Origin of the sequence: Corallococcus sicarius (assembly GCF_003611735.1) — a bacterium.
In the GTDB taxonomy this organism is placed as follows: domain Bacteria; phylum Myxococcota; class Myxococcia; order Myxococcales; family Myxococcaceae; genus Corallococcus; species Corallococcus sicarius.
Genome location: NZ_RAWG01000067.1, coordinates 1 through 22,947, shown reverse-complemented (window position 1 = coordinate 22,947; position 22,947 = coordinate 1). Strand labels below are relative to the sequence as shown.

The window sequence follows — 22,947 nt, the reverse complement described above, 5'->3', positions numbered from 1 at the left end:
CGTCTGTGCGGCTCGCCGCTATTCGGTGTCCTTCCCGGTCAGGATGAACTCGAAACGGTCGCTCTCCGCGGCAACGCGGCGCAGGACATGTTGGAACTCCTGGGCCTCAAGTCCCGCCTTCGCGACCCATCCCTCGGCACGGACGCTGTTCCGGGTATCGAGGCGGAAGCCCACGAGCTGTGCCGCTCGGTTGTGACGCCAGATGCGGAGCGGTAGCGACTCGGGCTGCGCGATGTTGCTGGCCCGTGCAACGAGCGCATGCAGCTCGAAGGTGGTCTCCGTCTCCTTGATGCGGACGCGATGACTGCGTTGGTTCTCGAACGTGACGGTGACCGTGTCGTCCTCCACGGTCAGCCCCGGGCCCCTGCACAACCGTCGCCAGTCAGTGCTCATGGCCATCCTCCGCGAGCAGGTCTTCTTCGAAGGACTCCAGCGGCTCGTCGCGTTCACCCTCGAAGTGCTCGAACTCCATGCGGTCCGCCTGTTCGACGACGCGTTTCACGAGCAGCGCCACGCGGACGGTGTCGTGCATAGGGGCGGCGAGCAGGACGTCGTCCTCGATGGTGAGGTCATACGAGCGCTCCCGGCGGGTGAGGATGGCGCCCACGCGGGATTGGGTCCGGGCCGCGCGTTGGGCGATGGCCTCGGTGTCGCTCTCCGGGTCGGTGCGGCCAATGGGGCTGACGCACCGGATGACGGGATGCCCGTGGTCGGAGCGCAGCAGCAGGGTGAAGGGCTGGCGCCGCCCGTTCGCGAGCCGTGCGGTTCCCAGGAGCGCTCCCTTGGGCGCGTTCACGGCCCATTCCACCGGCAGGTCCCCCAGGGAGTCGCCCCGGAGTGCGCTGAAGCGGGCGCGCAGGTTCTGGGCCACGTCACTTTCGACCGCGAGCGGACGCTCGGGGCCCGTGGTCGAACCGGGAGGAAGCGGGAAGGCGCTCTTCAAGGGTTCCCGGACGGTCGGGGCAGGGCGCCGCACGGCGACCATCTCCCGCTGGATGTCGATCTTCCGCTGATCCTGGGTGGGCTCGGGGAGCCCCTCATGCATCAGGCGCAGGAACGTTCCCATGCGGTCCAGGACGCGCTCGACCTGGAGAACCTCCACGGTGTCTTCCAGGTACGGGAAGTGGACTTGCAACCAGTCCCCACCCAAGGGCGCTGCCCCAAGCGTGGTCAGTCGCCGCTCGGTCTGAGAGCGGACGCGATCAATGCGACCAATGCGTTGCTCCATGGCCGAGGGCGTCCACGAGATGCCGTAGTGCTGCACCGAGGAGCAGAACGTATGGAGATCCTCGCCCTCCTGCAGCAGGTCGGTCGTGACCAGGACGAAGGGATAGCCAGGCATCCGGAACTGTTTCACCAGGGTCTGGTTGATCTGCCCGGCCATGCCTCCCACCGGTTGCTGCTGGCGCAGCAGGCTCGCCACGTGTCGAGCAGCCTCTTCCAGGGGGATGTCACGAACGTCCGGCGCGTTCACGTCGAGGATGAGGCCGAAGTTGGCGGCGATTTCCGACAGCTCCCTCAGTGCTCCCCATGGCCCAGATGGAGAGGTCCGCTGTTGCTCCAGCAGGTCCAGGTACGCCTGATGGAGGTGCACACGGTGCTCGCCCGCATCGACGCCCCGCTCCTCCGACTCGGCTTCCTCCGCGCGGCCCGCGGCCAGGGTCGTCCGTCCCGCCATCATCGCGACGTAGAGGTCGATGAAGGCGTGCCCCAAACGGGCGGCCGTCGAAAGGAAGTGGGCTCGCAGCTCCTGCGCCCTGAACTGCTTCCGATATGTCTCCGCATCCGGCGGCTGCTCTGGCCGTGACCCAGGTGCAGGCCAGAGGCGGTCCCGGAGGGCGGCGTACCGGGGCTGTCGGAGCTCGGTGAAGAAGGTGGCTTGTTCCAGGGCGCTCGCGATCTCCGCAGGCGCGTCCTCCGCGTGCTCCCTCAACAGGGATGAACTGAACCGCTCCTCCCAGACAATCCCCGCGTGCTCCGCGAGCAATCCCTGCGCCCGCTCCCGCAGCAGCTCCAACGCGGCAGCCTGCGCGGCCTCCAGCCGGGCTCCCCGGGTGACGACGTGGGCCTTTCGGCTCAGGTAGCGCGCGGCACGTTGCCGGAGGGTGACGACGAGGGCCGGCTTCGACAGGGCCACCGCTTCCGCGAGCGACGCCAGGACCGTTTCGGGCGTGGCCTCCAGCAGGGCCAGCACATGGTTGTCGCTGAAGAAGGTCGCATAGACACCACTGGCCTTGTTGAACCGCGCCTGGAGGTTCGCGCCGCTGGCGTAGCCCTGAGGCCCCTTGCCCCGGAAGAACCAGGCAAAGAAGGTGTCATTGCCTCCGCCGTCCTCCAAGGCGTGCTCCACGTCCCCAGCCTCCGGTGTCGACAGGACGGGCGAGCGGGCCTTCTCGCGGCGGTACTGCGCGAACAGCTTCCGCAGTTCCTGGCGCACTGCTTCCGGCATGCGCTCCTCAAGGTGGGCCATCAGCCAGTCGTCATACCGTTCATCGAGCTTGCGCTTGAGCTCCTTCACGGACGCGACGCGACGGACGAAGACGAGCGTCTTCTGACCGGTACGCCAGGCGCTGGAGAGGCTGTCGACGACCGCATCCATCTTGGGATGCGGCATCTCGCGGCCGAAGCGCTTGCGGTAGTTCGCGGCGAGCTGGTTGATGTCGTGGACGTCGATGCCCTCTCGCTCCTCCGCGATGTCGGTCTGTTCGACGTCGTCGAAGACCTTGTCCTCGTCCGTATCCTTCTGCTCCGTGCTGTCCCGCTTGAGCCGGGCCGTTTCGAGGAAGCTTTCGAACGACGCCAGCATGCCGATCTGGAAGGAGCGGTTGAACCGCTTGCCGCTCAGCAGTTCGCTGACCTTCTTCTGGACCAACGCGACCACCAGCCGCTGCCGGTCGTCCTCGATGCGGATGGGCTCGTCGTGGACCGCGACACCGCCCGAGCGCCACTCCCTCCGGTACAGGTTCTTGGTATGCGGTTGCCCCCCGACGTGGATCGACGTCACCCGACGCACCAGGAAGCGACTGGCGACCTCCTTCTTCCGGGCCTCGGGCACGTCGTCGGCCTTGAGCTCGTCGCAGCCATGCGCCAACCCAAAGAGGTCCAGCTGGTTCCAGACATGCCGGTAGGTTTCCTCGAGCGGCGTCGCGGAGAGGAACAGCACCCGCTCCGCGCGGGGGCCATGGCCGGGGAACAGGCGCTGGTCGGGCACCTCGTCGAAGGGGTGCCGTCCGAAGGCCTCCGCGAGGACCTGGTTGCGAGCAGAGCCGGAGGTGGAGAAGCCGTGCTTGAGGTTGTGCGCCTCGTCAACGATGACCAGGTCGAACTTCGGCAACGCGCAGCAGAGGGCCCGCGCGAAGTTGCGCTTGAACTGCTCCTTGTTCCGAAGGTCCAGCGCGTCGTCCTTCAACCACGGCACGTGGTGCCGGAGCGATTCGCGCAGCTTCTTCCAGTCCTCGGAGGTCTTCCCGGTGGGCAGGCTGAAGCTGGTCATCCGCACGAAGAAATCCCGGTGTGGATCCACGCTCGTCTCATGCACCAGATCGATGAGGTTCCCGCAGGACACCAGCGGGCGCGCGGGACGTCCGTCGAGCGAAACCACCCGCATGTCGGGAAAGCGCACGTTGTGCGTGGCGAAGTTCGTCAGCTCCTTCTTCCACTTGTTCTGGATGTTCTCGCGCGGTGCGATGACCAGCACCCGGAAGCCCGGATTGAAATGGCGGAAGAGCGCGAGCGCCCCCAGGGCGACGTAGGTCTTGCCCATGCCGACCTCGTCCGCGAGGTACGCCCGCCGGTGCTGGTGCAGCAGGTTGTGGATCGCGACAGCGCCGCGAAGCTGCTCCTCCGCCTGCGGGCCATCGCCGCCAATGCGCTTGCCAAAGTCGAGGAGCTTTCGCGCGGTTTCAAGGTCGATCATGTCCCTCCCTCCGCTGCGGGCAGGGGCTTCGCGCGCTGGAGGAACCAGCCGTCGAACCAATCCAGGAAGGCCGGCATCTCCTCGGAGCCCGTCGCGAGGGTTTCCCGCAGGGAACCGGTGCTCGCGAGCTGTTCCGTGAGCTGGCGCACGTCGTCTTGGTGTGCCGCCCAGTAGGCCTGGTAGCGGGGCTCGTGGCCCAATTCGTTCATCAGCTGCTGCGCGCAGAGGACGACGACGTAGTGCTCGACGCGGTCACCCCGGTTCTCCCTCACGTCCGTGAGCACCCGGTCCAGGAGGCTGCCGAGTGAGTCGTACTTCTTGCCGAACAGCCGGTAGTCGGCCTCTCGCTCCTTGTGTTCATCCAGGGCTTCTCGCACCCGGCCCTCCAGACAGCTGAACGCGTGGAAGATGCCCGCGAACCGGTCGAACAGCGTCGTTTCGAAGGGAAGTGGGGCGAGCTTCGCCATCAAGGGGTCCTCTTCGCCGGAGATCCGGACGCGTGCCGCGATGAAGGCCGCGCGCTGCTCCACGGTGAGCAGGGCCCAGTACCGGAGGATCTCCGCGGCGCTCAGGTCCAACAGGAGCGAAGGACGCTGTGCCATGCCCTCTTCCTGGACGAGCAGGACGCCGGGTTCTGGGCCTTCACCCCGGACCTGGAGGAAGGACGTGGACAGCAGGGTCTGTTCCAGCCGCCGGGCGGCTTCGGCGTCGAGCACCTTCCACTCGCGGGAAGGAAGGATGGGGACGTCGAAGAGGCGAATCCCCGCGTGTTCGACGATGAGGGCGGGCGAAGCCTTCTTGCCCCTCCAGAACACCGCGGCTTCCTTCCGGTTCCAGGCGTAGCGCACCGCGAGCAGGGTGCCTCCGCTCGCGGCGGTGCCCTCGTCCTCGCTTCGCGGGGCGAAGTGGGTGGGGCGCGCTTCGCTCGTCGCAAGCCACCAGTCGGGCTTCACATGAGAGGTGGTTTCCACCAGGAAGCCGGTCTCCCAGTTGCCGCCCTTGCCCGCGACGCGGCAGCCGGCCTGGGTGAGGTTGGTGGAGCCGACGTAGAGGACCTCGCGTCCGGCGCGACGGGGCTCGAAGAAGCGGTAGACCTTCGCGTGGACGGTGCGCTGCCGGGCATCCTCGGACTTGCCCAACCGCAGCAGCTCCCTGGGCAGCTCTCCCCAGGTCACACCCTGACGCGCGGTCATCCCCTCGAAGAGTTCCGGGGTGCACTGCGCTTCGCCCCGGTCGTTCCTGGGCAGATGCACGCGCACCTCGCGGGGTTGGAATCGTTCCACCAGGGCTTCGAGCGGTGCGGATTGGACGTCGCCATCGAAGTACGGGGAGATGATCTCCAGGCACATGCCCCGGACCGCGTTCACGGAGCTGGTGGCGATGAAGTCCGGCAGGGATTGCTCGCCATTGTGGAACTGGGTTCGCAGGTGGCCGTCCACGGAGCGCTGGTCGCGCTGTCGGGTGCCTTCGAGGAACTTCCGGATGTCCCAGAGGGCACTGTGGCTCCGGCGCAGTTCGTCGTTCGGGCGCCGGAATTCGGCGGTGCCCACCAGCCGGTCCAGGTAGTCGATGAGCGGATCGCGCAGGTTGGTGGCATCGCCCTCAGCAATCTTCTCGATGTGGGCGACCTCCACGTTCTCCCACCAGCCCGCGCGCGTCAGGTTCGCGGAAAGGCAGGCACACAGCAGGGCGCGGGGACGGTGGCCGGACTCGTCCGGCTCCACGTCCTCCACGAGCGCCAGGACGTTCTTCGGGTGGAAGATGCCGGTGGGGTGCCACAGGGGGATCCGGCGCACGTCGAGCTTCGCGGACCCGCCCTCCGCCACAAGGCCATGCTGGTCGTAATAGACCGCGATGTTCACCGACTGCTTGCTGAGGGCGTCGTCGAGCTGGACCAGTTTGATGGCGTTCGCATGGCTGAGCGAGACATCCAAGAAGACTGGCAGCACCTCGGACTCGAAGAAGCCCGGGTCGAAGCGGAACGTGGTGAAGACCGCCGACACGAGCCGGCGGTCCTCCATGCATGCCTGGAAGTGCTCGGACAAGACGGCGCGAGGGATGTCAGCCATGGTCAGGCTCGCAGCGCGAACGCCACGCTCCGCAGGGAGTCGATGAAATAGGCATGTCGCCAGTACAGGGGGAGCCGCTCTCCGGGCGGTAGCCTGGGAGACGAGTCGTCCCTCAGGTTGACGTGCAGCTTCCCGTCCGCCAGGCGCGCCCATGGCGCCGCATCTCCACGGGCCTTCATGATGGTGGCGTTCTGTTCGAGCACGAGGCGGATCGCCTCCTCGTAGTCGCCACCGTGCAGCGCCCGGGCGAGCCGCATCCAGCGGGTGCCGGACTCCGGTTCTCCGGTGCCGGCACGCAACTCCGGCTCAATTGCTTCGGTCGCGCCCAGGTCGATGGTGTCCCGGGGCGCGGTTCCCCAATGTTCCCGCACGGCCTGGGCGATGGCCTGGAGGGATTGTCCCTCGTGGTTCAGGGTGTGCTCGAAGAGCGCGACGGTGGGCGCGATGAGCAGCTCGCAGGTGCGGATGCGCTCCAACCGGTTCGCGAGGGCTTCTCCCGCCGTTCCCATCGCGCGGGCTCGGTGGGCCAGAAAGAGGATGGACTCAGGGGTGACCCTCCAGTCGGGGTCATCCAGCGTGCTCTCCAGTACGTCGGCGAAGGCGCGCTGGAGGCCGTGCGTGGCTTCACGGTCGCCTGGGCCACCGTACAGCAGGTGCTCGCGGTAGAGGGCCTTCTCGGGCGCACGGAGCGTCCCCAGGACACGGGCGATGGAGTCCAGGAGGGCCTCGTCCCGGCCATGCTCTCGCAGGTCGAGGAAGCCGTGTTCACTGCTCAGCCGCTCGATGAGGGTGCGCACCCCCCTGAGTCCTGCCTTCGCCAGGAGGGGCAGGTGGACCTGCTCCACCAGGTCCCGCGCGACGGACGTCAGGTGAGTGGGGTCACCCTCCAGCAGTCCAGAGGCCTTGCCGGGCACCGAGTACAGGCCCCAGAGGCCGTAGATCTTCTGGTTGCTCAAGATCTGGGCGTCGCTGCCCATGCCCAGGGGCGCTGTCTTGGACTCCGACAACCTGCGCGCCACGCGCTCCGTGCCGCGGAAGCTCCGCTCGTTGTTGCGTGCCGCTCGGGCGTAGGCCGCGAGCTGCTCCCACTTCAGGAACGTCGTGACGTACTCATCGACGTGGGTTTCCGAGGCGACCCGCTCGGCGAAGTAGTAGCCCAGCAGCAAGACCGTGAAGTCCGTGACGGAGTTGCTGACCGTGGTCAGGTTTCCGACGACATGGCGGCCAAGCCGGGACCAGATGGGCTGCACGCCCAGGGGATCACGCGAGCCCTTCACGGCTGCGCGTGAATCCAGTTGGGTCAGGAATGGAATGGCAAGCATGGGAGGCTTGCCATCAAAGCACTCCGCTTCAGACGTGTCCTTCCCCCAGGGGAAGGGGTCTGGGTGGACTCTGCGTCGCCAAGGACCGGCGTGATGGGGTCATGGAGCCGGCTTCACCGCCGCTGCCGGCTTGAGGTAGCGGTCGAGGAACTTCCGGATGCTCTCGTTCACCCGCAGCTCGTTCTTCTTCTTCCTGAAGCCGTGGCCCTCGTCGGGGAGCAGGAGGTAGTCGACGGGGGTGCCGTTCTTCTTCACGGCGGCGACGATTTCGTCCGACTCCGCCTTGAGGACGCGCGGATCATTGGCGCCCTGGACGACGAAGAGCGGCTTGCGGATCTTCTCCGCGTGGAAGAGGGGGGAGACCTCCTTGAGCATCGCCTCCTGCTTCTCCGGGTCGCCAATCTCCTGGAACATGGCCTGACGGAAGGCGCCCCACTCGGGCGGCATGCTCTTCAGGGTGCGCAGCCAGTTGGAGACACCGAAGACGTCCACGCCCACCTCGAAGGAATCCGGGTGGAAGGCGAGCGCCGCCAGCACCATGTAGCCGCCGTAGCTGCCGCCGAGGACGCCCACGCGCGAGCCGTCCACGTACGGCAGGCTCGCCAGGTACTTCCGGGCCTCCACCACGTCGCGCAGCGGATCCTTGCCGTGCTTCTGATCATCCGCGCGCTGGAACGTCTTGCCGTAGCCGGCGCTGCCCCGGTTGTTGATGCCCAGCACCACGTACCCCTGATTCACCAGGTACTGCATGAAGTCCGAGTAGCCCTTGCTCGTCTGGCCCCCGGGGCCACCGTGCACCCAGACGACCGCGGGCGCCTTGTGCTCGGGCGTGGCCTGGTGCGGCTTGAAGAGCAGGTTGGGGATCTCCATCCCGTCAAAGGACTTGAAGCGCACCACCTGCGAGTCCACCAGGTCCTCCGGATCCAACTCCTTGCTCATCGTGTCCGTCAGCCGCGTGGCCTTCTTCGTGGCCAGGTCATAGACGTACAGGTTCGCGGACGAGCGGTCCCCCTCGTGCAGGAAGGCGAGCTGCTTCTCGCCGCGCGCGAAGACGAGCTCGGAGATCATCCCGTCGGGCAGCTGGGGCAGGGCGACCTGGGTGCCCGTCTTCATGTCGTGCAGGCGCACCTCGGTGCCCGCGTCCACGTTGAGGACGCTCACGCGATAGGCGCCGGTGCGCGAGAAGGTGGACGCGATGACGTCCCAGTCCGCCTTCTCCACCTCCTCCAGCTTCGCGCCGTCCTTCGACAGCCGCACCAGGCGGGTGAACTCCGAGCCGTCGTCCGTGAGCAGGTACAGCTGCCCGGACGCGGGGTCGACGTCCGCCACCTGATAGCTCGCGACGCCCTGGTGGGGCGTGAGGTTCTTCAGCGCCTTCGTCGCGACGTCGTAGCGCCACACGTTGCCGTCGGACGTGGTGCGCGCCTCGTCCAGGGCCACCCACGACTCGTCGGGGGCGACGGCGATGACGTTGAAGCCCTTGTCGTTCTGCATCAGGAGCGTGCGCGCGTAGGTCTTCGCGTCATGGCGGTAGAGGTCCATGGCGCCTTCGTCGCGCTCGTTGGTGGTGACGTAGAAGGCGGTCTCGTCCTTGCTGAAGCCCAGGAAGTGGGCCACGCCCTTCTTCATGGGGGTGAGGTCGCGCTCCTTGCCGTCCGGCGTGCGCACGTACACGTGCGTCTGCTCGTTGCCGCCCTGGTCGCGCTCGAAGAGGAAGCGGTCGTCGCCCGGGAACGCGCCGACGAGGCGCATCCCGTCCGTCTTGGAGCGCGTGAGCTCCCGGGGCTTGCCCCCGCCCACCGGCACGCTGGCGACGTTGAAGATGCCCGAGGCGTTCGACGAGAAGAGGATCCGCTGCTCATCCGACGCGAACACGGGGCCGGTCACCGCCGTCGTCCCCATGAACTGCTTCATCGTGTACTGCCGCGAGGGCCGCTGGACGGCCTTGGGCGCTGTGGCGGGAGTCGGATTCGGAGCGGCGGCCCCCATCAGCAGGGGGCAGAGCAGCGTCGTGGCGAGCAGCGGGGGCAGGAACTTCCAGGCGGTCATTCGTCCTCCGGGGTTGGCGGAAGGCGTGAATCTGCCCCATGGGCCCCGGGGTTCAAGCGGGGCGCTTCCACCCCCCTTTCCAGGACCCTGGGAGGGGGGCTCGGAAACCTGACATAAGGCTGTCACTGACAGGGGGGATAAGGGTCGGGTTCCTTCAACGCGGCACAGGAGAAACCACCATGTCCCAGACCCAGAACGACGTTCAGAAGACCCCGGGCCAGAACGGCGCGCGCAACTACAGCGGCGTGCAGACCTATCAGGGCGGCTGCAGCTGTGGCGCCGTGCGTTACGAGGCCGACCTGGACCTCTCCAACGTGGGCCGCTGCAACTGCACGTTCTGCACGAAGTACGGCACGACGGGGGCGATCATCAAGCCGGCCGCCTTCCGGCTGCTGTCGGGCAAGGAGCAGCTGAGCCAGTACGGGCGCGAGGGCACCCCCAACCAGCGCAGCTTCTGCAAGCGCTGCGGCGTCCACTGCTTCAGCGAGGGGGACCTCCCCGAACTCGGCGGGGCGTTCTGCTCGGTCAACATCAACACGCTGGATGACGTGGACCCCACCCACCTCACCATCGGGTACTGGGACGGCCGGAACGACAACTGGCAGGCGGGGATGCGCCCTTCGCCGTGGCCCTTCAAGTCCTGAGGGCCACGGCCCGCCGGAGGTGACTACACGCGGCTCGCGGCGTCGCGGCCCGCGGCGCGGCCGGAGAAGATGCAGCCGCCGAGGAACGTCCCCTCCAGCGCGCGGTAGCCATGGACGCCGCCGCCTCCGAAGCCGGCCACCTCGCCCGCCGCGTAGAGCCCGGGAATCGTCTCCCCCTGGGCGTTGAAGACGCGGCCGGCGAGGTCGGTCTCGAAGCCGCCCAGCGTCTTGCGCGTGAGGATGTTCAGCTTCACGCCGATGAGCGGCGCCGATTTGGGGTCGAGGATGGGGTGCAACTTCGCGGTGCGCACCAGCTGGTCGCCCCGGTAGTTGCGCGCCTGGCGGATGGCGGCGATCTGCAGGTCCTTGCCGAAGGGGTTGGCCAGCTGGCCGTCGCGCGCCAGCACCTCGCGCTCCACGGTGGCGAAGTCCAGCAGCGGCGTCTCCGTCTTCGCGTTCATGCCGGCGACCAGGTCGCGCAGGTTCCCGGCGACGACGAAGTCCTCGCCCTTCTCCTTGAATGCCTCCACCGGGCCCATGGCCTTCTTGCCGATGGCGCGGTTGAGCACCCCGCGCCAGTCCTTGCCGGTGAGGTCCGGGTTCTGCTCCGAACCGGAGAGCGCGAACTCCTTCTTGATGATCTGCTGGTTGAGCAGGAACCAGGTGTGTTCATGGCCCGTCTTCATGATGTATTCGAGCGTCCCCAGCGTGTCGAACCCGGGGTACAGCGGCGGCGGCAGGCGCTTGCCGGTGGCGTCCAGCCAGAGCGAGCTGGGGCCCGGCAGGATGCGGATGCCGTGGCGCGGCCAGATGGGGTTCCAGTTGCGCAGCCCCTCCGTGTAGTGCCACATGCGGTCGCGGTTGATGAGCCGTCCGCCCGCCGCCTCGGTGATGGCGATCATCCGGCCGTCCACGTGGTCGGGGACGCCCTGGACCATGAACTTCGGCGCCGGGCCCATGTGCTTCGGCCAGCTCTTGCGCACCAGCTCGTGGTTGCCGCCGATGCCGCCGGACGTGACGATGACCGCCTGCGCGCGCAGCTCGAAGTCACCCTCCGTCTTGCGGGAGCTGGTGACGCCGCGCGGAACGTCCGTGGCCTCCAGCCGCATGCCGCGCACGCCGACGACGGCGCCCGCGGTGACGAGCAACTCGTCCACGCGGTGGCGGAAGAGGAACGTGATTTTCCCCGCGGCCTCCGCGGCCTTCGCCCGGCGCACGAAGGGCGCGAGCACCCCGGGGCCCGTGCCCCAGGTGACGTGGAAGCGGGGGACGGAGTTGCCGTGGCCCACCGCGCCGTAGCCGCCGCGCTCCGCCCAGCCCACCACGGGGAACCAGGTCATGCCCTGCTGGTGCAGCCAGGAGCGCATCTCTCCCGCGGCGAAGCCCACGAAGGCCTCCGCCCACTTGCGGGGCCAGTGGTCCTCCTCGCGGTCGAAGCCCGCGGTGCCCATCCAGTCCTCCAGGGCCAGCGCGTACGAGTCCTTGATGCCCATGCGCCGCTGCTCGGGCGAGTCCACCAGGAACAGGCCGCCGAAGGACCAGAACGCCTGCCCGCCCAGGTTCTGCTCGGCCTCCTGGTCCACCACGGCGACGCGCTTGCCGGCATCCGCCAGCTCGGTTGCCGCGACGAGGCCCGCGAGCCCGCCGCCCACGATGATGACGTCCACTTCCTGTCCCATGCGGTTGCCTCCTGGTGACCCTGCGCGCGCGGATGATAGTCGACCTTCCCCGGCGGGCGGTCGTCTCTCACCTCTCGCCCCCCTCATGGTTGCTTCCCGCGCCCCGGGACTCAGGGCAAGCTTGCGCGCATGGATTCGGACGCGAAGGGCAACACGGGACCGCTGGGGCATGACGCCGCCGCCTATGCCCGGCGGCAGGAGGGCCTGTCCCCGGAGCCGCTGCGGGACGCGGCCTGGAGCGTGGCGGGGCAGCGCGCGGCGGGCGTGGTGCTCGACGTGGGGTCGGGCCGTGGCGGCTGGATTCGCAGGCTGCAGCACAATCCGAACATCGACCGCATCGTCAGCACGGACATCCACGACGCGGGCGCCAGCCGCCTGCCCGGCGTGGAGTTCCACCTGGGGGACGTGTCCCGGGACGCGCTGCCCTGCGCGGATGCGTCGGTGGACTGGGTGTTCGCCATCGAGGTGCTGGAGCACCTGGCCAACCCGCGCCACTTCGTGAAGGAGGCCTTCCGGGTGCTGCGTCCCGGAGGCCACCTGTTCTTCACCACGCCCAACAACGACAGCCTGACGGCGCGCCTGTCCTTCCTGGTCCGGGGCTACTTCCCCGCGTTCTGCGACCAGGACTACCGGGACTCGGGGCACATCACCCCCATCACGGAGCTGGACGCGCGGCGCATGGCGAAGGAGGCGGGCTTCCAGTCCATCGACTTCGACTACCCGCTGCCCGGACGCATCCCGCGCAGCAGCGTGTACTGGCAACGGTGGGTCCCCGGGCTGCGCGGCCGCTTGTGGAGTGATGGCCTCTTCGCGCTGATGACCCGGCCCGGATGAGCATGGCGACTCCCTTGACGCAATCGCGTTGCGCCTGGGCCGGAGGCGATCCGCTGTATCAGGCCTACCATGACGCGGAGTGGGGCGTGCCGGTGCGCGACAGCCGCGCGCTCTGGGAGATGTTGATGCTGGAGGGCTTCCAGGCGGGGCTCGCGTGGATCACCATCCTGCGCAAGCGCGAGGCCTTCCTGAAGGCGTTCCAGGGCTTCGACCCGGCCGTCGTCGCGAGGTTCGGCGACAAGGACGTCACGCGGATGATGGGCGACGCGGGCATCATCCGCTCGCGCTCCAAGATTGAAGCGACCATCGGCAACGCCCGCGCATACCTGGCCATGGCGGAGGCGGGCGAGGACTTCTCCACCTTCGTCTGGACGCGGGCGGGCGGCAGGCCGCTGCGGAACACCTGGACGGGGAAGGGTGACGTGCCGGCGAAGACGGCGCTGTCGGAGGACTTCTCCAAGGCTTTCAAGAAGCGCGGCTTCAAGTTCGTGGGGCCCGTTATCGTCTATGCATGGATGCAGGCGACAGGCCTCGTGGACGACCACGTGGTCGGCTGCTTCCGGCACGGCGCGCGGCACCCCTGAGGGACACATGCGCATCAACCTGACGAGCGTGATGGTGGACGATCAGTCCCGGGCCCTGAAGTTCTACACGGAGGTGCTGGGCTTCGTGACGAAGGTGGACATCCCCATGGGGGAGTTCCGCTGGCTCACCGTCGTGTCGCCTGACGAGCAGGAGGGCACCCAGCTGCTCCTGGAGCCCCTGGGCCTGCCCGCCGCCCGCGTCTACCAGAAGGCGCTGTTCGACGCGGGCATCCCGCTGGCGTCGTTCGCCGTGGATGACTGCCACGCGGAATACGAACGGATGCTGAAGCTGGGCGTGGTGTTCCGCGGCAAGCCCCAGCTGCTGGGGCCCGTCACCGCCGTCGTGTTCGAGGACACCTGCGGCAACCTCATCCAGATGGCCCAGGTCTGAGGCTTCCCTTGAGTCGCGTCCGGACCGTGGAGGAATGGCTTGCCCGCCTCGCCGCGCGCGATGACGGGGCGCGGGAGGAGGCGCAGGAGGCCCTGGGCGAGTTGCTGGGCACTGGCGATGCGGACGCGCGGGAGCGGACCGCGCGGGCGCTGCTGGGGGAGCTGGGCCGGCCCGGCTCCAAGCTCGTCGGGCCCCTGCTGTCCCTGTTGCAGGCGTGCTGGTGGCCTCCGCAGGTGAGCCTTGCCGCGACCGCCGTCCAGGCCGTCCTGGCGGCGGTGACGCGGGTGGAGGCCGAAGGGCAGGACGTGGAGCACGCGTCGCAGGTGCTGGCCCACGTGTGCCGCGTGGACCCCTCCCAGCTCTCCGTCCTGGAGGGCGCGTTCGGACATCCCCACGCCTCGGTGCGCAGCGCGATGGCGCGCGTGGTGGGTCGGGTGGGGCAGGCCGCGCTGCCGTGGTTGCCCAGGCTGTTCGCCCTGCTGGAGGACGAGGAGCCCGTGGCCATCGCGGCCGTGGAGTCGTTGGGTTCCCTGGCCCCACTGGCGCCCGGGGACGCGGCGCCGCGTCTGGTGGAGCAGGTGCGGAAGGCGGAAGGCGCGCGCCTCTACCTGGCCATCGTGTCGCTGCGAAGCCTGGTGGAGGAGCGTCGCCAGGGAGGCCAGTCCCTGCCCCGGCTGGCCGACCTGGAGCCCGCGCTGCTGCGCACGCTGGAGGAGCCGGAGCCGCCCAGCCGTCTGGAGGCGGTGGCCTTGCTGGGATTGACGGGCCCCGTGTCGCAGGACGCGCTCGCGGCCCTGCGGGACTCCCTCAAGGACCCGAGTCCCTCCGTGGCCGCCAGTGCCGCCGTGGCGCTGCTGCGATTGGGTGCGCCACCGGCGGAGGCCCTCTTCCTGCTGAAGGGGCAGCTCGGCCCGGCGGCGGCCCCCGACCTCCAGGCCGCCGCGCTGTCCGCGCTGATGGATGTGGAACCCGCCACGCTCTTCCGCGCGAAGGGCATGCTGGAGTCGGTGGTCCGCGATTCAACGGGACCGACCCGTGATGCCCTCCGCGAACTGCTGGCGTCACTGGGCTGAGCGGTGGCTCAGTTGCCGGCGTACGCGGACATGTTACTGCCCGGATAGCCGCCGGTGCCGGTCCACGTCGAGGGCAGCGTCGTCAGGCCCGGCTGCACCTTGTAGGAACCGGTGCCGCTGGTGTGTCGCCAGTAGATGTCGCCTCCGCCCGTGGGGCTGAGCACGGCCAGCCAGTACGTCGTGCCCGACGTCACCGCCTGCGACGTGATGGTGCAGACGTTCCAGTCTCCGGGGGTGACGGGCGTGACGGTGCACCCGCGCAGCTGCGCGCCGGGCGTCCCGCTCCCATTCGCATACAGGCCGAGCTGGAGCGTGGTGGCCGTCGTCTGGGCATCCACGTAGATGCGCAGGCGCGTGACGTTGCCGGTGGCGCTCGCCACGGAGTTGAACGCCGCCGCGACGCCCGCGTGCTCGAAGTCGGCCGTCGTCAGCACGGTGCTGTTCCCGACGAGGGCGGTGGGCGCGGCGGGAGTGGTCGCGCTGGCGTTGGCCGTGAAGGCCGAGCTCCCCGCGGCGTTGGTCGCGCGGACCCGGTACCAGTAGCGCGTGCTCGCGGCCCGGCCCGTGTCGCTGAACGTCGTCACGTTGGCGCCCGGCGTCCCGACCTGGGCGAAGGTGCCCGGTGCTCCGGAGACGTCCGGCGCCCGCTCCACCTGGAAGCCGCTCTCGTTGTTCGAGGCATCGGTCCACGCCAGGTTGATCTGCTCCGACGATACCGCCGTGGCCGTCAGCCCGGTGGGCGCCGCGGGCGCGGTGACAGCGCCGCTCACGGTGATGGAGACCGTGGAGGAGTTGGTGCTGGCGGCGGGGCTGCCATTGTCCACGGCCACGGCGCGCACCGTGTGGCTCCCCTGGGCGGGATTGCTCCAGGTGCAGCCGTAGGGGCTGGTGGTGCTGGAGCAGATGAGCGACGTGCCGTCCGCGTAGAAGTCCACTCGCGCGATGCTCCGGCCATGACCCGCGGCGGCGGTCGCGGCCAGTGGCACGGAGGCGGGCGCCGTGTACGTGGCGTTGGCGGCGGGGGAGGTGAGGCTCACCGTGGGCGGGTTGGACAGCGTGAGGGGCACCGCGGCGGAGGTGGTGGCCTGGAGCGTGTCGTCGGTGGCCTTCGCCGTCACGCTGTGCGCGCCATCCTGGAGCGAGCTGACCCCGCAGCTCACGGACGTCGTCGTGGGCGCGTTCACCGTGCAGAGCAGCGTGGTGCCGTTGTCGAAGAACTCCACCTTCGTGAGCGTGCGGCCCGGGCCGGCCGTGGCGGTGGCCTGGAGGTTCAGGTTGGCGGGCGCGGTGAAGTTGGCGTTGGCGGACGGCTGGGTGATGGACACCGTCGGCGCGGTGGAGCTGCCCGCGGAGAGGCCATACAGCGAAGCGTTGGACGCGCCCGTGTACACGGTGGAGGAGCCGAACGTGGGGCCCGGCAGCGCGGAGAGGCCCGTGGGGGAGTAGCGCATGGAGCCGGTGGGCACGTCCATGTAGCGGAAGACGCCGCCGCCGTTCGCGCCCAGCAGGGCCAGCCAGTAGACGGTGCCCGACGTGAGCGTCACCTGCGGCGCGGCGGTGCAGCCGTACCACTGGCCCGTCACCAGCGGCAGCGGATCCACCACGGTGGTGGTGCAGGAGGAGAGCAGGGTGCCCGGAGCGCCCGAAGCGTCGCTGTAGACGCCGATGGACAGCGACGCATTGGCGTTGCCCGGCGCCGCGAAGACCTTGAGCGTCCCCAGCGTCCCCGTCGCGACGGCGGTGTACTGGAAGGTGTTCACCGAGCCGCCGTTGTCGAAGTCATTCTGCGTCCCCACCGTGTCAACGCCCACGAGCCGCACGCCGCCCACGGAGGGGCTCACCGTGAAGCTCACCGGCGCGGAGTTCGTGACGAGCGCCGGGCTGCCATTGTCCGTCGCGCGGGCGAAGACATTGGAGTACGTGCCGGCCGTCGCGTTCCACGTGCAGCCCGTGCCCGTGGTCGTGAAGCAGAGCGACGTGGTGCCCTGGAAGAACTCCACCCGCGTGAGCGTCCGTCCCGCGCCCGCGCTGGCCGAGGCGCTGAGGGTCATGCTCCCCGTGGGCAGCGTGGCGCCGGAGGTGGGGCTGAGGATGCTGACGGTGGGCGGGCCGGAGACGGTGATGGCCACCGACGCGGAGCCGCTCTCCGCCTGGTTGTCCACCGCCTCCGCGCTCACGGTGTGGCTGCCATTGCCCAGGCTGCTGGTCGCCGTGCAGGTGACAGGGCTGGAGACCGGGGCGTTCACGGTGCAGAGCACGGTGGTGCCCGCGCGGAACGTGACGCTGGCAAGCGTGCGACCCGTGCTGGCCGTGGCCGTGGCGCTGAGGCTGAGCGTCGCGGGCGCGGTGAAGTTCTGCCCGGCGGAGGGCGCGGTGATGGCGACGGCGGGAGCGGTGGGAGGCGCCCCGGTGATGACGATGACCCCGCTGTTCGAATGGCGGATGCGGAGCGCGTTGTTGCCGGCGTCGAAGGTCCACCCGTCCGCCGCCAGGTCCGTGCGCTGCGAGAGGGCGGTGCCGCCCGCCGTCACCGACGAGGGGACGAAGGCGAGGCGCAGCACCTCCGTGGCGCTGGCGTCGTAGGTGGTGTAGCGGACCTCGTTGCCGGGCCCGTAGGTGACGCTCTTCACGACGGAGGTGGAGCGCAGCAGGTGGTTCTGTCCGGCGGGCGCCCACTCCGGCTGCGCGCCCATGCCGATGACGAAGTGACGGATGAAGTCACCCCAGCCGTCCGTGAACCAGACGTTGTTGGGATACGGCCCGTCGATGGTGAGCCCGCTGTTGCGCACCATGTACGTGGCCCAGTTGAACGCGCGGAAGGCCTTGTCCTTCGCCGCCGCGTCCCCGGTGAGCTCCGCGTAGCGCGCGTTCACGGCGGCGTAGCGCGCGGTGTGGCTGCCCATCTTGTAGTGGAATGCGTACTGCTCCTTGATGGGGCGCGCGCCGAACTCCAGCGTGTCTCCGAAGTTCGTCTCGATGAAGGCGATGATGTTCTGCACGTGCGCCTGCCAGCTGGGGTCCAGGCCGGGGTTGTCCATGAGGAACTTGGCCGTCTCCCCGGGGACGAGCTGGTTCAGGTTGTTGGTGGCGTCCGAGCCCACGTCCTCGAAGTACTGGGTCCAGTTCTGCGTCGCGATGGGGCCGTTCGGGCCCAGCAGCCACGCGAGGACGGTGGCCTGGGTGCTCTGCCATTGGGACAGCTGCGTGGCGCTGTAGCCGGGCGCGCCGTTGAGGGCGCCCGCCTGTCCCAGCCGGATGAGCTCCTGGTACAGCTTGAGGGGCTCCACGACGTTGGATGCATAGTTGTCGATGATGTTCGCGCCGGTGCGCACGGCGTTGTCGGAGGCCCGCACGCGGTACGGCCACGGCGACACGGTGGCGCTCGGGGTGCGCAGGTGGCTGGTGAGCTGGTTGGCCGCCTGGATGGCCATGTCCCGGTAGGCCGTGGTGCCATTGAACTTGAAGGCCTGGATGGCGGCCCACGCGAGCGCGCCCACCTTCTCCGGCTGGAGGTAGCCCACGCCGTCGCCCACGCCCACCGACCCTCCCGCCTGCGCGCCGGCGTACGTCAGTGTGCCGCTGGCGCCGCTCGCGTAGGGCACCTGCGACCAGTGGTCCCCCACGGCCGTCATGCCGTGCGCCAGGTGCCAGTCCAGCAGCGCCAGCGCGAGGTTCCGCAGGCGCGGGTCGTTCTTGTAGGGCGAGTACGCGAGGCCGGACTCGACGAGCATCGCGTTCAGGCCGGCGGGGTTGTGGGGCCAGCCCACCGGCTGGCCCGCGGGAGAACATCCCGGCGCCGTGCCGCTGCACACGTACGAGTGTGCGTAGTAGGCGGGCTTGGGCACCGACGGGTTCGTGAGGCCGGACAGGGCGGGCATCGCGAGCAGGTAGTTCTGGTTCAGGTCCAGCACGTAGTCATACGCGGCGGAGGAGCCCGGGCTCGTGGGCGGCGCCCAGGACAGGAGCTTCCCCGTGCCGTCGCACTGCGCGGCGTGCTGGTCGATGCTGCCGCCTCCGCTGCACGCGAGCGCCTGGCGCACGCTGCCGGGCGCGGGCGCTTCGGTGGACTCCGGCGGGCCCGAGGGCGCGACGCAGTGGGTGATCAGGACACAACTGAGCGCGAGGAAGGAGCGGATGATCCGCTCCGGAAGTCGAAGGTGCATGGGGGGCCTGGGGGGAAGGGACGGGTGCCAAAAGGCAGCGGCCCCGGAGATTGCTCTCCAGGGCCGGCCGGGGACTACTTGAGTCGTGATGGAGGGGGAAGGCTCAGACGGGGATGAAGACCCGCTGGGTGCCCCCCGTGCGGATCTGCGCGACGTGGTCGCTCGCTTCCCGGCCGTTGCCCAGCGTGACGGCGATGTGGCCGTGGGGGTTGCCGGGCCTGTTGTACGCGTCGGTCACGATGATGGCGCCGGGGGGCAACTGGCGGATCTGCTCGTCGCTGAGGCTCACCTCGCGGAAGCGCGAGTCGCGGGCCAGCACGTCGCCGTACATGTACGCGGAGGGCAGCGGATTGACCGGGAGCCCCGCCGCGGCCAGGGAGCGGTTGACGCCCTTGGCGCACCAGCCGGTGGTGTTCATCGACGAGGCCATGGCCTCGGCGGAGGAGGCGAGCCGGCCGGCGTTCGGGCCGAACGAGCTGGGAATCTCACCCATCGCCGTGGCGCCCTGCGCCCCGCCCTGCGCGCCCTGGGCCGACGAGGACTGCCCGCCGCGGCTCGTGCCGCTGGCCTGGAAGTCGTCGCTCTTGCCCGGAATCTTCAGCGAGTTGCCCGTGATGATGAGGTCGGGGTTCGAGATGCCGTTGGCCTTGGCCAGCGCGGACACGGTCGTGCCGAAGCGGCCCGCCAGCGCCGAAAGCGTGTCGCCCCTCTGGATGCGGTAACTCATGATGGATCTCGTTCTTGGAAACTGGGAGTCGTGGCGGGATTATCGCGGGAGCTCGTGCTGGGTTGCGTCCCACCCGGTCATCTTCGTGAGGAGTACTTCGTGAACAGCAGCCGGCCCGTCGACGAATGGGTGTCCCGCCTCTCCCTCCCTGATGCGGGAGCGCGCGAAGAGGCCCTGGAGGCGGTGGGGGAGGCGCTCTCCGCCGAGGACCTGGGCCTGCGCGAGCGGACCGCCCAGTTCCTCCTGAAGGAGCTGGCCCGGCCCGGCGCCACGACGCAGGGGCCCATCCTCGCCCTGCTCCAGGCGGACTGGTGGCCCCCGCCCCCCCGCCTCGCCGCCAGCGCCGTCCAGGCCGTGACGGAGGCCCTGACGCGGATGGAGGCGGGCGCACCTGGAGTGAAGGACGCCGCACTGGTGCTGGTCAACGTGTACCGGGTGGAGCCCGCCGTGCTCCCTGCCCTGGAGGTGGCGCTCGACCACGCCCACCCCGTGGTCCGGCACGCCGTGGCCAGCATGGTGGGGCGGATGGGGCAGGGCGGGGTGCCGCTGCTGCCGAAGCTGATCACCCGGCTGGAGGACGAGGAGGCGGTGGCCACCGCGGCGCTGGAATCGCTCGGCGCGCTCGGGCCCCTGGCCCCGGCGGTCACGGCCCCCGCCTTGCTGGCGCAGGCGCGCAAGACGCAGGGCCGCCGTCGTCATGTGGCGCTGGCCGCGCTGCGGGGATTGTTGGAGCAGGAGCGCCGGGGAGGCTGGCCCGTGCCCTCGCTGGGGGACCTGGAGCCGGTGCTGCTCCCCGCGCTGGCGGATCCGGATCCGGCGGTGCGCCTGGAGGCGGTGTCCCTGTTGGGGCTGACCGGCCCCCGGTCGCCGGGCGCGCTCACCGCCCTGCGCGGCCACCTCAAGGATCCGAATTCGCCCGTGGCGGCCTGCGCGGCCGTGGCGCTGCTGCGCTCCGGGGCTCCACCCCAAGAGGCCCTGTCGCTCCTTCAGGGACAGCTCACCCTGGTGGATGTGCCGCAGGTGCAGGGCGCCGCGCTGTCCGCGCTGGAAGAGGTGGAGCCCGCCATCCTCGTCCAGGCGAAGGGGATGCTGGAGAAGGTGGCCCGCGACACGAAGGGCCCCGTGAGTGAGGGCGTGCGCGAGCTGCTCACCCAGCTCGGCTGAGGTCCTGCGCGCGACGCGGGACGGACCGGCGGCGGTCCGTCCCGGTGGGGCCGCGGCCTAGCAGCCCAGGTTGTTGCCGGGGCTCACGCCGAGCATGCCGGTGAAGCGCAAGTAGGCGTCGATGCGGCTCTGCACCTGGCCGGGGTTGCGGCCGTAGCACTCCACCGAGCCGTTGATGGTGCGGATGGTCTCACCGAAGCCCGCGCCGTTCACCATGGCGTTGTGCGCTGTCATGGAGCCCGCGCCCGTCTGGGTGGTCCAGAACCAGAAGCCCGTGCGCCACGCCGCGTTCGCGTCCTGCGCCAGCAGGTCCGGGTTGGCCTGGAGGGGCAGGCCGAGCGCGTTGCCCGCCGCGCAGTAGTTGCCATTCCACGACAGCTGGATGGGGCCGCGTCCGTAGTAGCGCTTGCCCGCCGCGCAGAAGCAGCCCGGAGGCCCCCACGACGTGTCGCAGTACTCCCCCCTGTTGATCTCCTCGACGTACACGAGCCCGCCCGTCTCGTGAGAGACATTGGCCAGGAACGCGGCCACCTCGCGCTTGCGGGTGTCGGTGTCACCCGTGGTCGCGAGCCCCGGGAAGCCCGCCGCCGCGGCGATGAGCGCGTCGTAGCTGTAGAAGGCGGTGCGGTTGGGGAACATGGCGTTGAACGTCTCGCGCGTGAGGATGGCCCCGAAGCCCGTCCCGCCGCCTCCGCCGGAGACCCGGTCGAAGGTCCAGTGCTGGTTGGCGCCGCCCGTGTAGGGGTACTGGACCAGCGACGTGCCGTTCTCCGCGGAGCCCCAGTACAGGTCCACCGCCATGTCCGTGTGTCGCAGCTGCATGCTGAACTGCGTGCCGCCCCGGTTCACGAACCGGAACTGCTGGTTGGCGCCGCCGACATAGCTCCACTGGTGGACGAGCGCGTTCTGCGCGGTGCTGACACCCTGGATGTCCAGCCCCTTGCCGCTGTTCACGTTGATGATCTTGAAGTACCCGTCCGACGTCGGGGAGATGTGGAACTTCTGCGCGTTGGTGCCGTTGCAGTCCCACTCCTGCACCTTGGCGCCGTCCGCCGTGCTCGACGAGGCCACGTCAACGCACTTGTTCGTCATCGCCGAGCGGATGACGTAGTCGCCCTCCGTGATGGACGACACGATGGCGGGGCTCTCCACCTGACCGGTCGCCTCGGGGGACTCCCCGGACGGCTCCGCCCCGGAACAGCCGCTCAGCGCACCCACGATGCCCAGCAATGACAGACAGCGGAACCCCAGCGTGTTGGCCATGACGACTCTCCCTTGAAATGAGGTCGGGAGAGCATATCTCGCTTACCTGTAAAACAGGTATTTTAAGATTAGTGTCCAGCGGCTCCGGAGCCGCTCCGAAGCCGCTCAGAAGACGACGGGCACCAGGGTGAGCACCACCGCGTCCAGTGCGGTCACGTTGCGGCCCCACAGCGTGCGCTGGTAGCCGACGAGCAGCTGCAGGTCTTCGCTGAAGATGAACTCCACGCCGCCGCCGAGGAGCACCTCCTCCACGCGGCTGTCCTCCACGCGGCGGCCTTCCTCGCGGCGCAGGCCCTGGTGGCGGCCGCTCGTCTCCAGCATCAGCGCCAGCGTGCCCCCACGGAAGGGCCACTCGCCGGAGGCGCTCCAGGAGAAGGTGCCGCCGTAGCGCGTGGCCACACCGTCCACCCGGGTTGGGAGCGCGTGGGTGTAGAGCAGGTCCAGGTGGACGAGGAAGGGGCGCAGCCCGCGGGTGAGGTCCACGCCCACGGTCAGGTCCGTACTCCCGGTGCCGCGCACGTCCGTGTCCAGCAGCCCCTCCTCCTGGCTCTCCGCCCGCCCCGTGGGCAGCTTCACCTGGGCCAGGACGGTCATCTCCGGCGGCCCTCCCGGCGTCTCGTCCAGGACGGTGGCCCGCGCGAAGACGAGGGTGTCGGACAGGCCGGTGGAGGCGGCGGCGTCGGAGGCGAGGGAGGCGCGGTTGTGGACGAGCGTGAGCTGCACCCCGGCCGCGAACCGCTCGGCGACGCCGTACTCCGTGAAGAGGGACAGGGCGCTGTTCACCTGGCCCTCGCCCTCCGCGAGCGCGTGATGGCGCCCGCGCGCGTCGAACGTTCCGCGCGCGGACGCCACGGAGAGGATGGGCTGGCTCACCAGCTTCCCGTGCGGCGTGAGCGGCGCGGTGAAGGTGACGAAGGGCCCGGACGTGGTGGGGCGGTAGACCCCAGGGACCTCGGGTGCCTCTCGAGTCCCCTCGTCGCCTTCGCCGGCGGGCGCGACCGCCGGTTCCCCGCCTGACGCCGCGTGGACCGCCGAGGCGAGCAGTCCGCTCACGAGCAGGGGCCATCGC

16 protein-coding genes are annotated in these 22,947 nt (G+C 69.5%); 6 read left to right on the top strand and 10 right to left on the bottom strand.

The window, feature by feature from the left end; translation table 11 throughout:
• Window positions 1–18 precede the first annotated feature (18 nt).
• The 5 genes from D7X12_RS13355 to D7X12_RS13335 all read right to left on the bottom strand — a co-directional run bounded on the left by D7X12_RS13355 (window position 19) and on the right by D7X12_RS13335 (window position 9,356).
• Window positions 19–393, bottom strand: coding sequence for a hypothetical protein (locus D7X12_RS13355; protein WP_147443638.1), 375 nt, complete (start codon window positions 391–393; stop codon window positions 19–21).
• Window positions 383–3,916, bottom strand: coding sequence for a DEAD/DEAH box helicase family protein (locus D7X12_RS13350; protein ID WP_120625657.1), 3,534 nt, complete (start codon window positions 3,914–3,916; stop codon window positions 383–385). The genes D7X12_RS13355 and D7X12_RS13350 overlap by 11 nt, the downstream gene beginning before the upstream one ends.
• Complete coding sequence (locus tag D7X12_RS13345; RefSeq protein ID WP_120625656.1) at window positions 3,913–5,985, bottom strand: phospholipase D-like domain-containing protein; 2,073 nt, start codon at window positions 5,983–5,985, stop codon at window positions 3,913–3,915. The genes D7X12_RS13350 and D7X12_RS13345 overlap by 4 nt, the downstream gene beginning before the upstream one ends.
• A 2-nt stretch (window positions 5,986–5,987) precedes the next feature.
• The gene (locus D7X12_RS13340; RefSeq protein WP_147443637.1) at window positions 5,988–7,262 is read right to left on the bottom strand and encodes a hypothetical protein; all 1,275 of its coding nucleotides are present in this window, start codon (window positions 7,260–7,262) and stop codon (window positions 5,988–5,990) included.
• Window positions 7,263–7,406: 144 nt separating this feature from the next.
• Entirely contained in the window at window positions 7,407–9,356 is a 1,950-nt protein-coding gene (locus D7X12_RS13335; RefSeq protein WP_120625654.1) for a S9 family peptidase, read from the bottom strand.
• A gap of 179 nt (window positions 9,357–9,535) precedes the next feature.
• On the opposite strand from D7X12_RS13335, the gene D7X12_RS13330 reads away from it, so the two are divergent.
• On the top strand, window positions 9,536–10,000 hold the full coding sequence (locus tag D7X12_RS13330; protein WP_120625653.1) for a GFA family protein: 465 nt from the start codon (window positions 9,536–9,538) through the stop codon (window positions 9,998–10,000).
• A gap of 23 nt (window positions 10,001–10,023) precedes the next feature.
• Here the strand turns inward: D7X12_RS13330 and D7X12_RS13325 are convergent, their stop codons facing one another.
• Complete coding sequence (locus D7X12_RS13325; protein WP_120625652.1) at window positions 10,024–11,679, bottom strand: FAD-binding dehydrogenase; 1,656 nt, start codon at window positions 11,677–11,679, stop codon at window positions 10,024–10,026.
• A 129-nt stretch (window positions 11,680–11,808) separates the two neighbouring features.
• On the opposite strand from D7X12_RS13325, the gene D7X12_RS13320 reads away from it, so the two are divergent.
• Genes D7X12_RS13320 through D7X12_RS13305 form a run of 4 tightly spaced genes read left to right on the top strand, consistent with a single transcriptional unit; the run spans window position 11,809 to window position 14,561 of the window.
• Window positions 11,809–12,513 carry a class I SAM-dependent methyltransferase gene (locus D7X12_RS13320; protein ID WP_120625651.1) on the top strand — a complete coding sequence of 235 codons (705 nt, stop codon included), beginning with the start codon at window positions 11,809–11,811 and terminating at the stop codon, window positions 12,511–12,513.
• 14 nt (window positions 12,514–12,527) lie between these two features.
• Entirely contained in the window at window positions 12,528–13,097 is a 570-nt protein-coding gene (locus D7X12_RS13315; RefSeq protein ID WP_244224532.1) for a DNA-3-methyladenine glycosylase I, read from the top strand.
• A gap of 7 nt (window positions 13,098–13,104) precedes the next feature.
• Window positions 13,105–13,488: a VOC family protein gene (locus D7X12_RS13310; RefSeq protein WP_120625650.1), complete on the top strand. Its 384-nt coding sequence runs from the start codon at window positions 13,105–13,107 to the stop codon at window positions 13,486–13,488.
• 8 nt (window positions 13,489–13,496) lie between these two features.
• Window positions 13,497–14,561 carry a HEAT repeat domain-containing protein gene (locus D7X12_RS13305; protein WP_147443636.1) on the top strand — a complete coding sequence of 355 codons (1,065 nt, stop codon included), beginning with the start codon at window positions 13,497–13,499 and terminating at the stop codon, window positions 14,559–14,561.
• A gap of 8 nt (window positions 14,562–14,569) precedes the next feature.
• Here the strand turns inward: D7X12_RS13305 and D7X12_RS13300 are convergent, their stop codons facing one another.
• Window positions 14,570–18,724 (bottom strand): Ig-like domain-containing protein, encoded by a 4,155-nt coding sequence (locus tag D7X12_RS13300; RefSeq protein WP_120625648.1) that lies wholly within the window; start codon window positions 18,722–18,724, stop codon window positions 14,570–14,572.
• Window positions 18,725–18,827: 103 nt separating this feature from the next.
• Window positions 18,828–19,451 (bottom strand): LysM peptidoglycan-binding domain-containing protein, encoded by a 624-nt coding sequence (locus D7X12_RS43700; protein ID WP_208718995.1) that lies wholly within the window; start codon window positions 19,449–19,451, stop codon window positions 18,828–18,830.
• A gap of 99 nt (window positions 19,452–19,550) precedes the next feature.
• Here D7X12_RS43700 and D7X12_RS13290 point away from each other — a divergent pair, with 99 nt between their 5' ends.
• Window positions 19,551–20,615: a HEAT repeat domain-containing protein gene (locus D7X12_RS13290; RefSeq protein ID WP_120625647.1), complete on the top strand. Its 1,065-nt coding sequence runs from the start codon at window positions 19,551–19,553 to the stop codon at window positions 20,613–20,615.
• Window positions 20,616–20,672: 57 nt separating this feature from the next.
• On the opposite strand, the gene D7X12_RS13285 is transcribed toward D7X12_RS13290, so the two are convergent.
• Both D7X12_RS13285 and D7X12_RS13280 read right to left on the bottom strand, forming a co-directional pair.
• Window positions 20,673–21,878, bottom strand: coding sequence for a glycoside hydrolase family 19 protein (locus D7X12_RS13285; protein WP_120625646.1), 1,206 nt, complete (start codon window positions 21,876–21,878; stop codon window positions 20,673–20,675).
• 105 nt (window positions 21,879–21,983) lie between these two features.
• Window positions 21,984–22,947, bottom strand: a 964-nt coding sequence (locus tag D7X12_RS13280; protein ID WP_147443635.1) for a transporter, incomplete at its 5' end; no start/stop codon positions are given.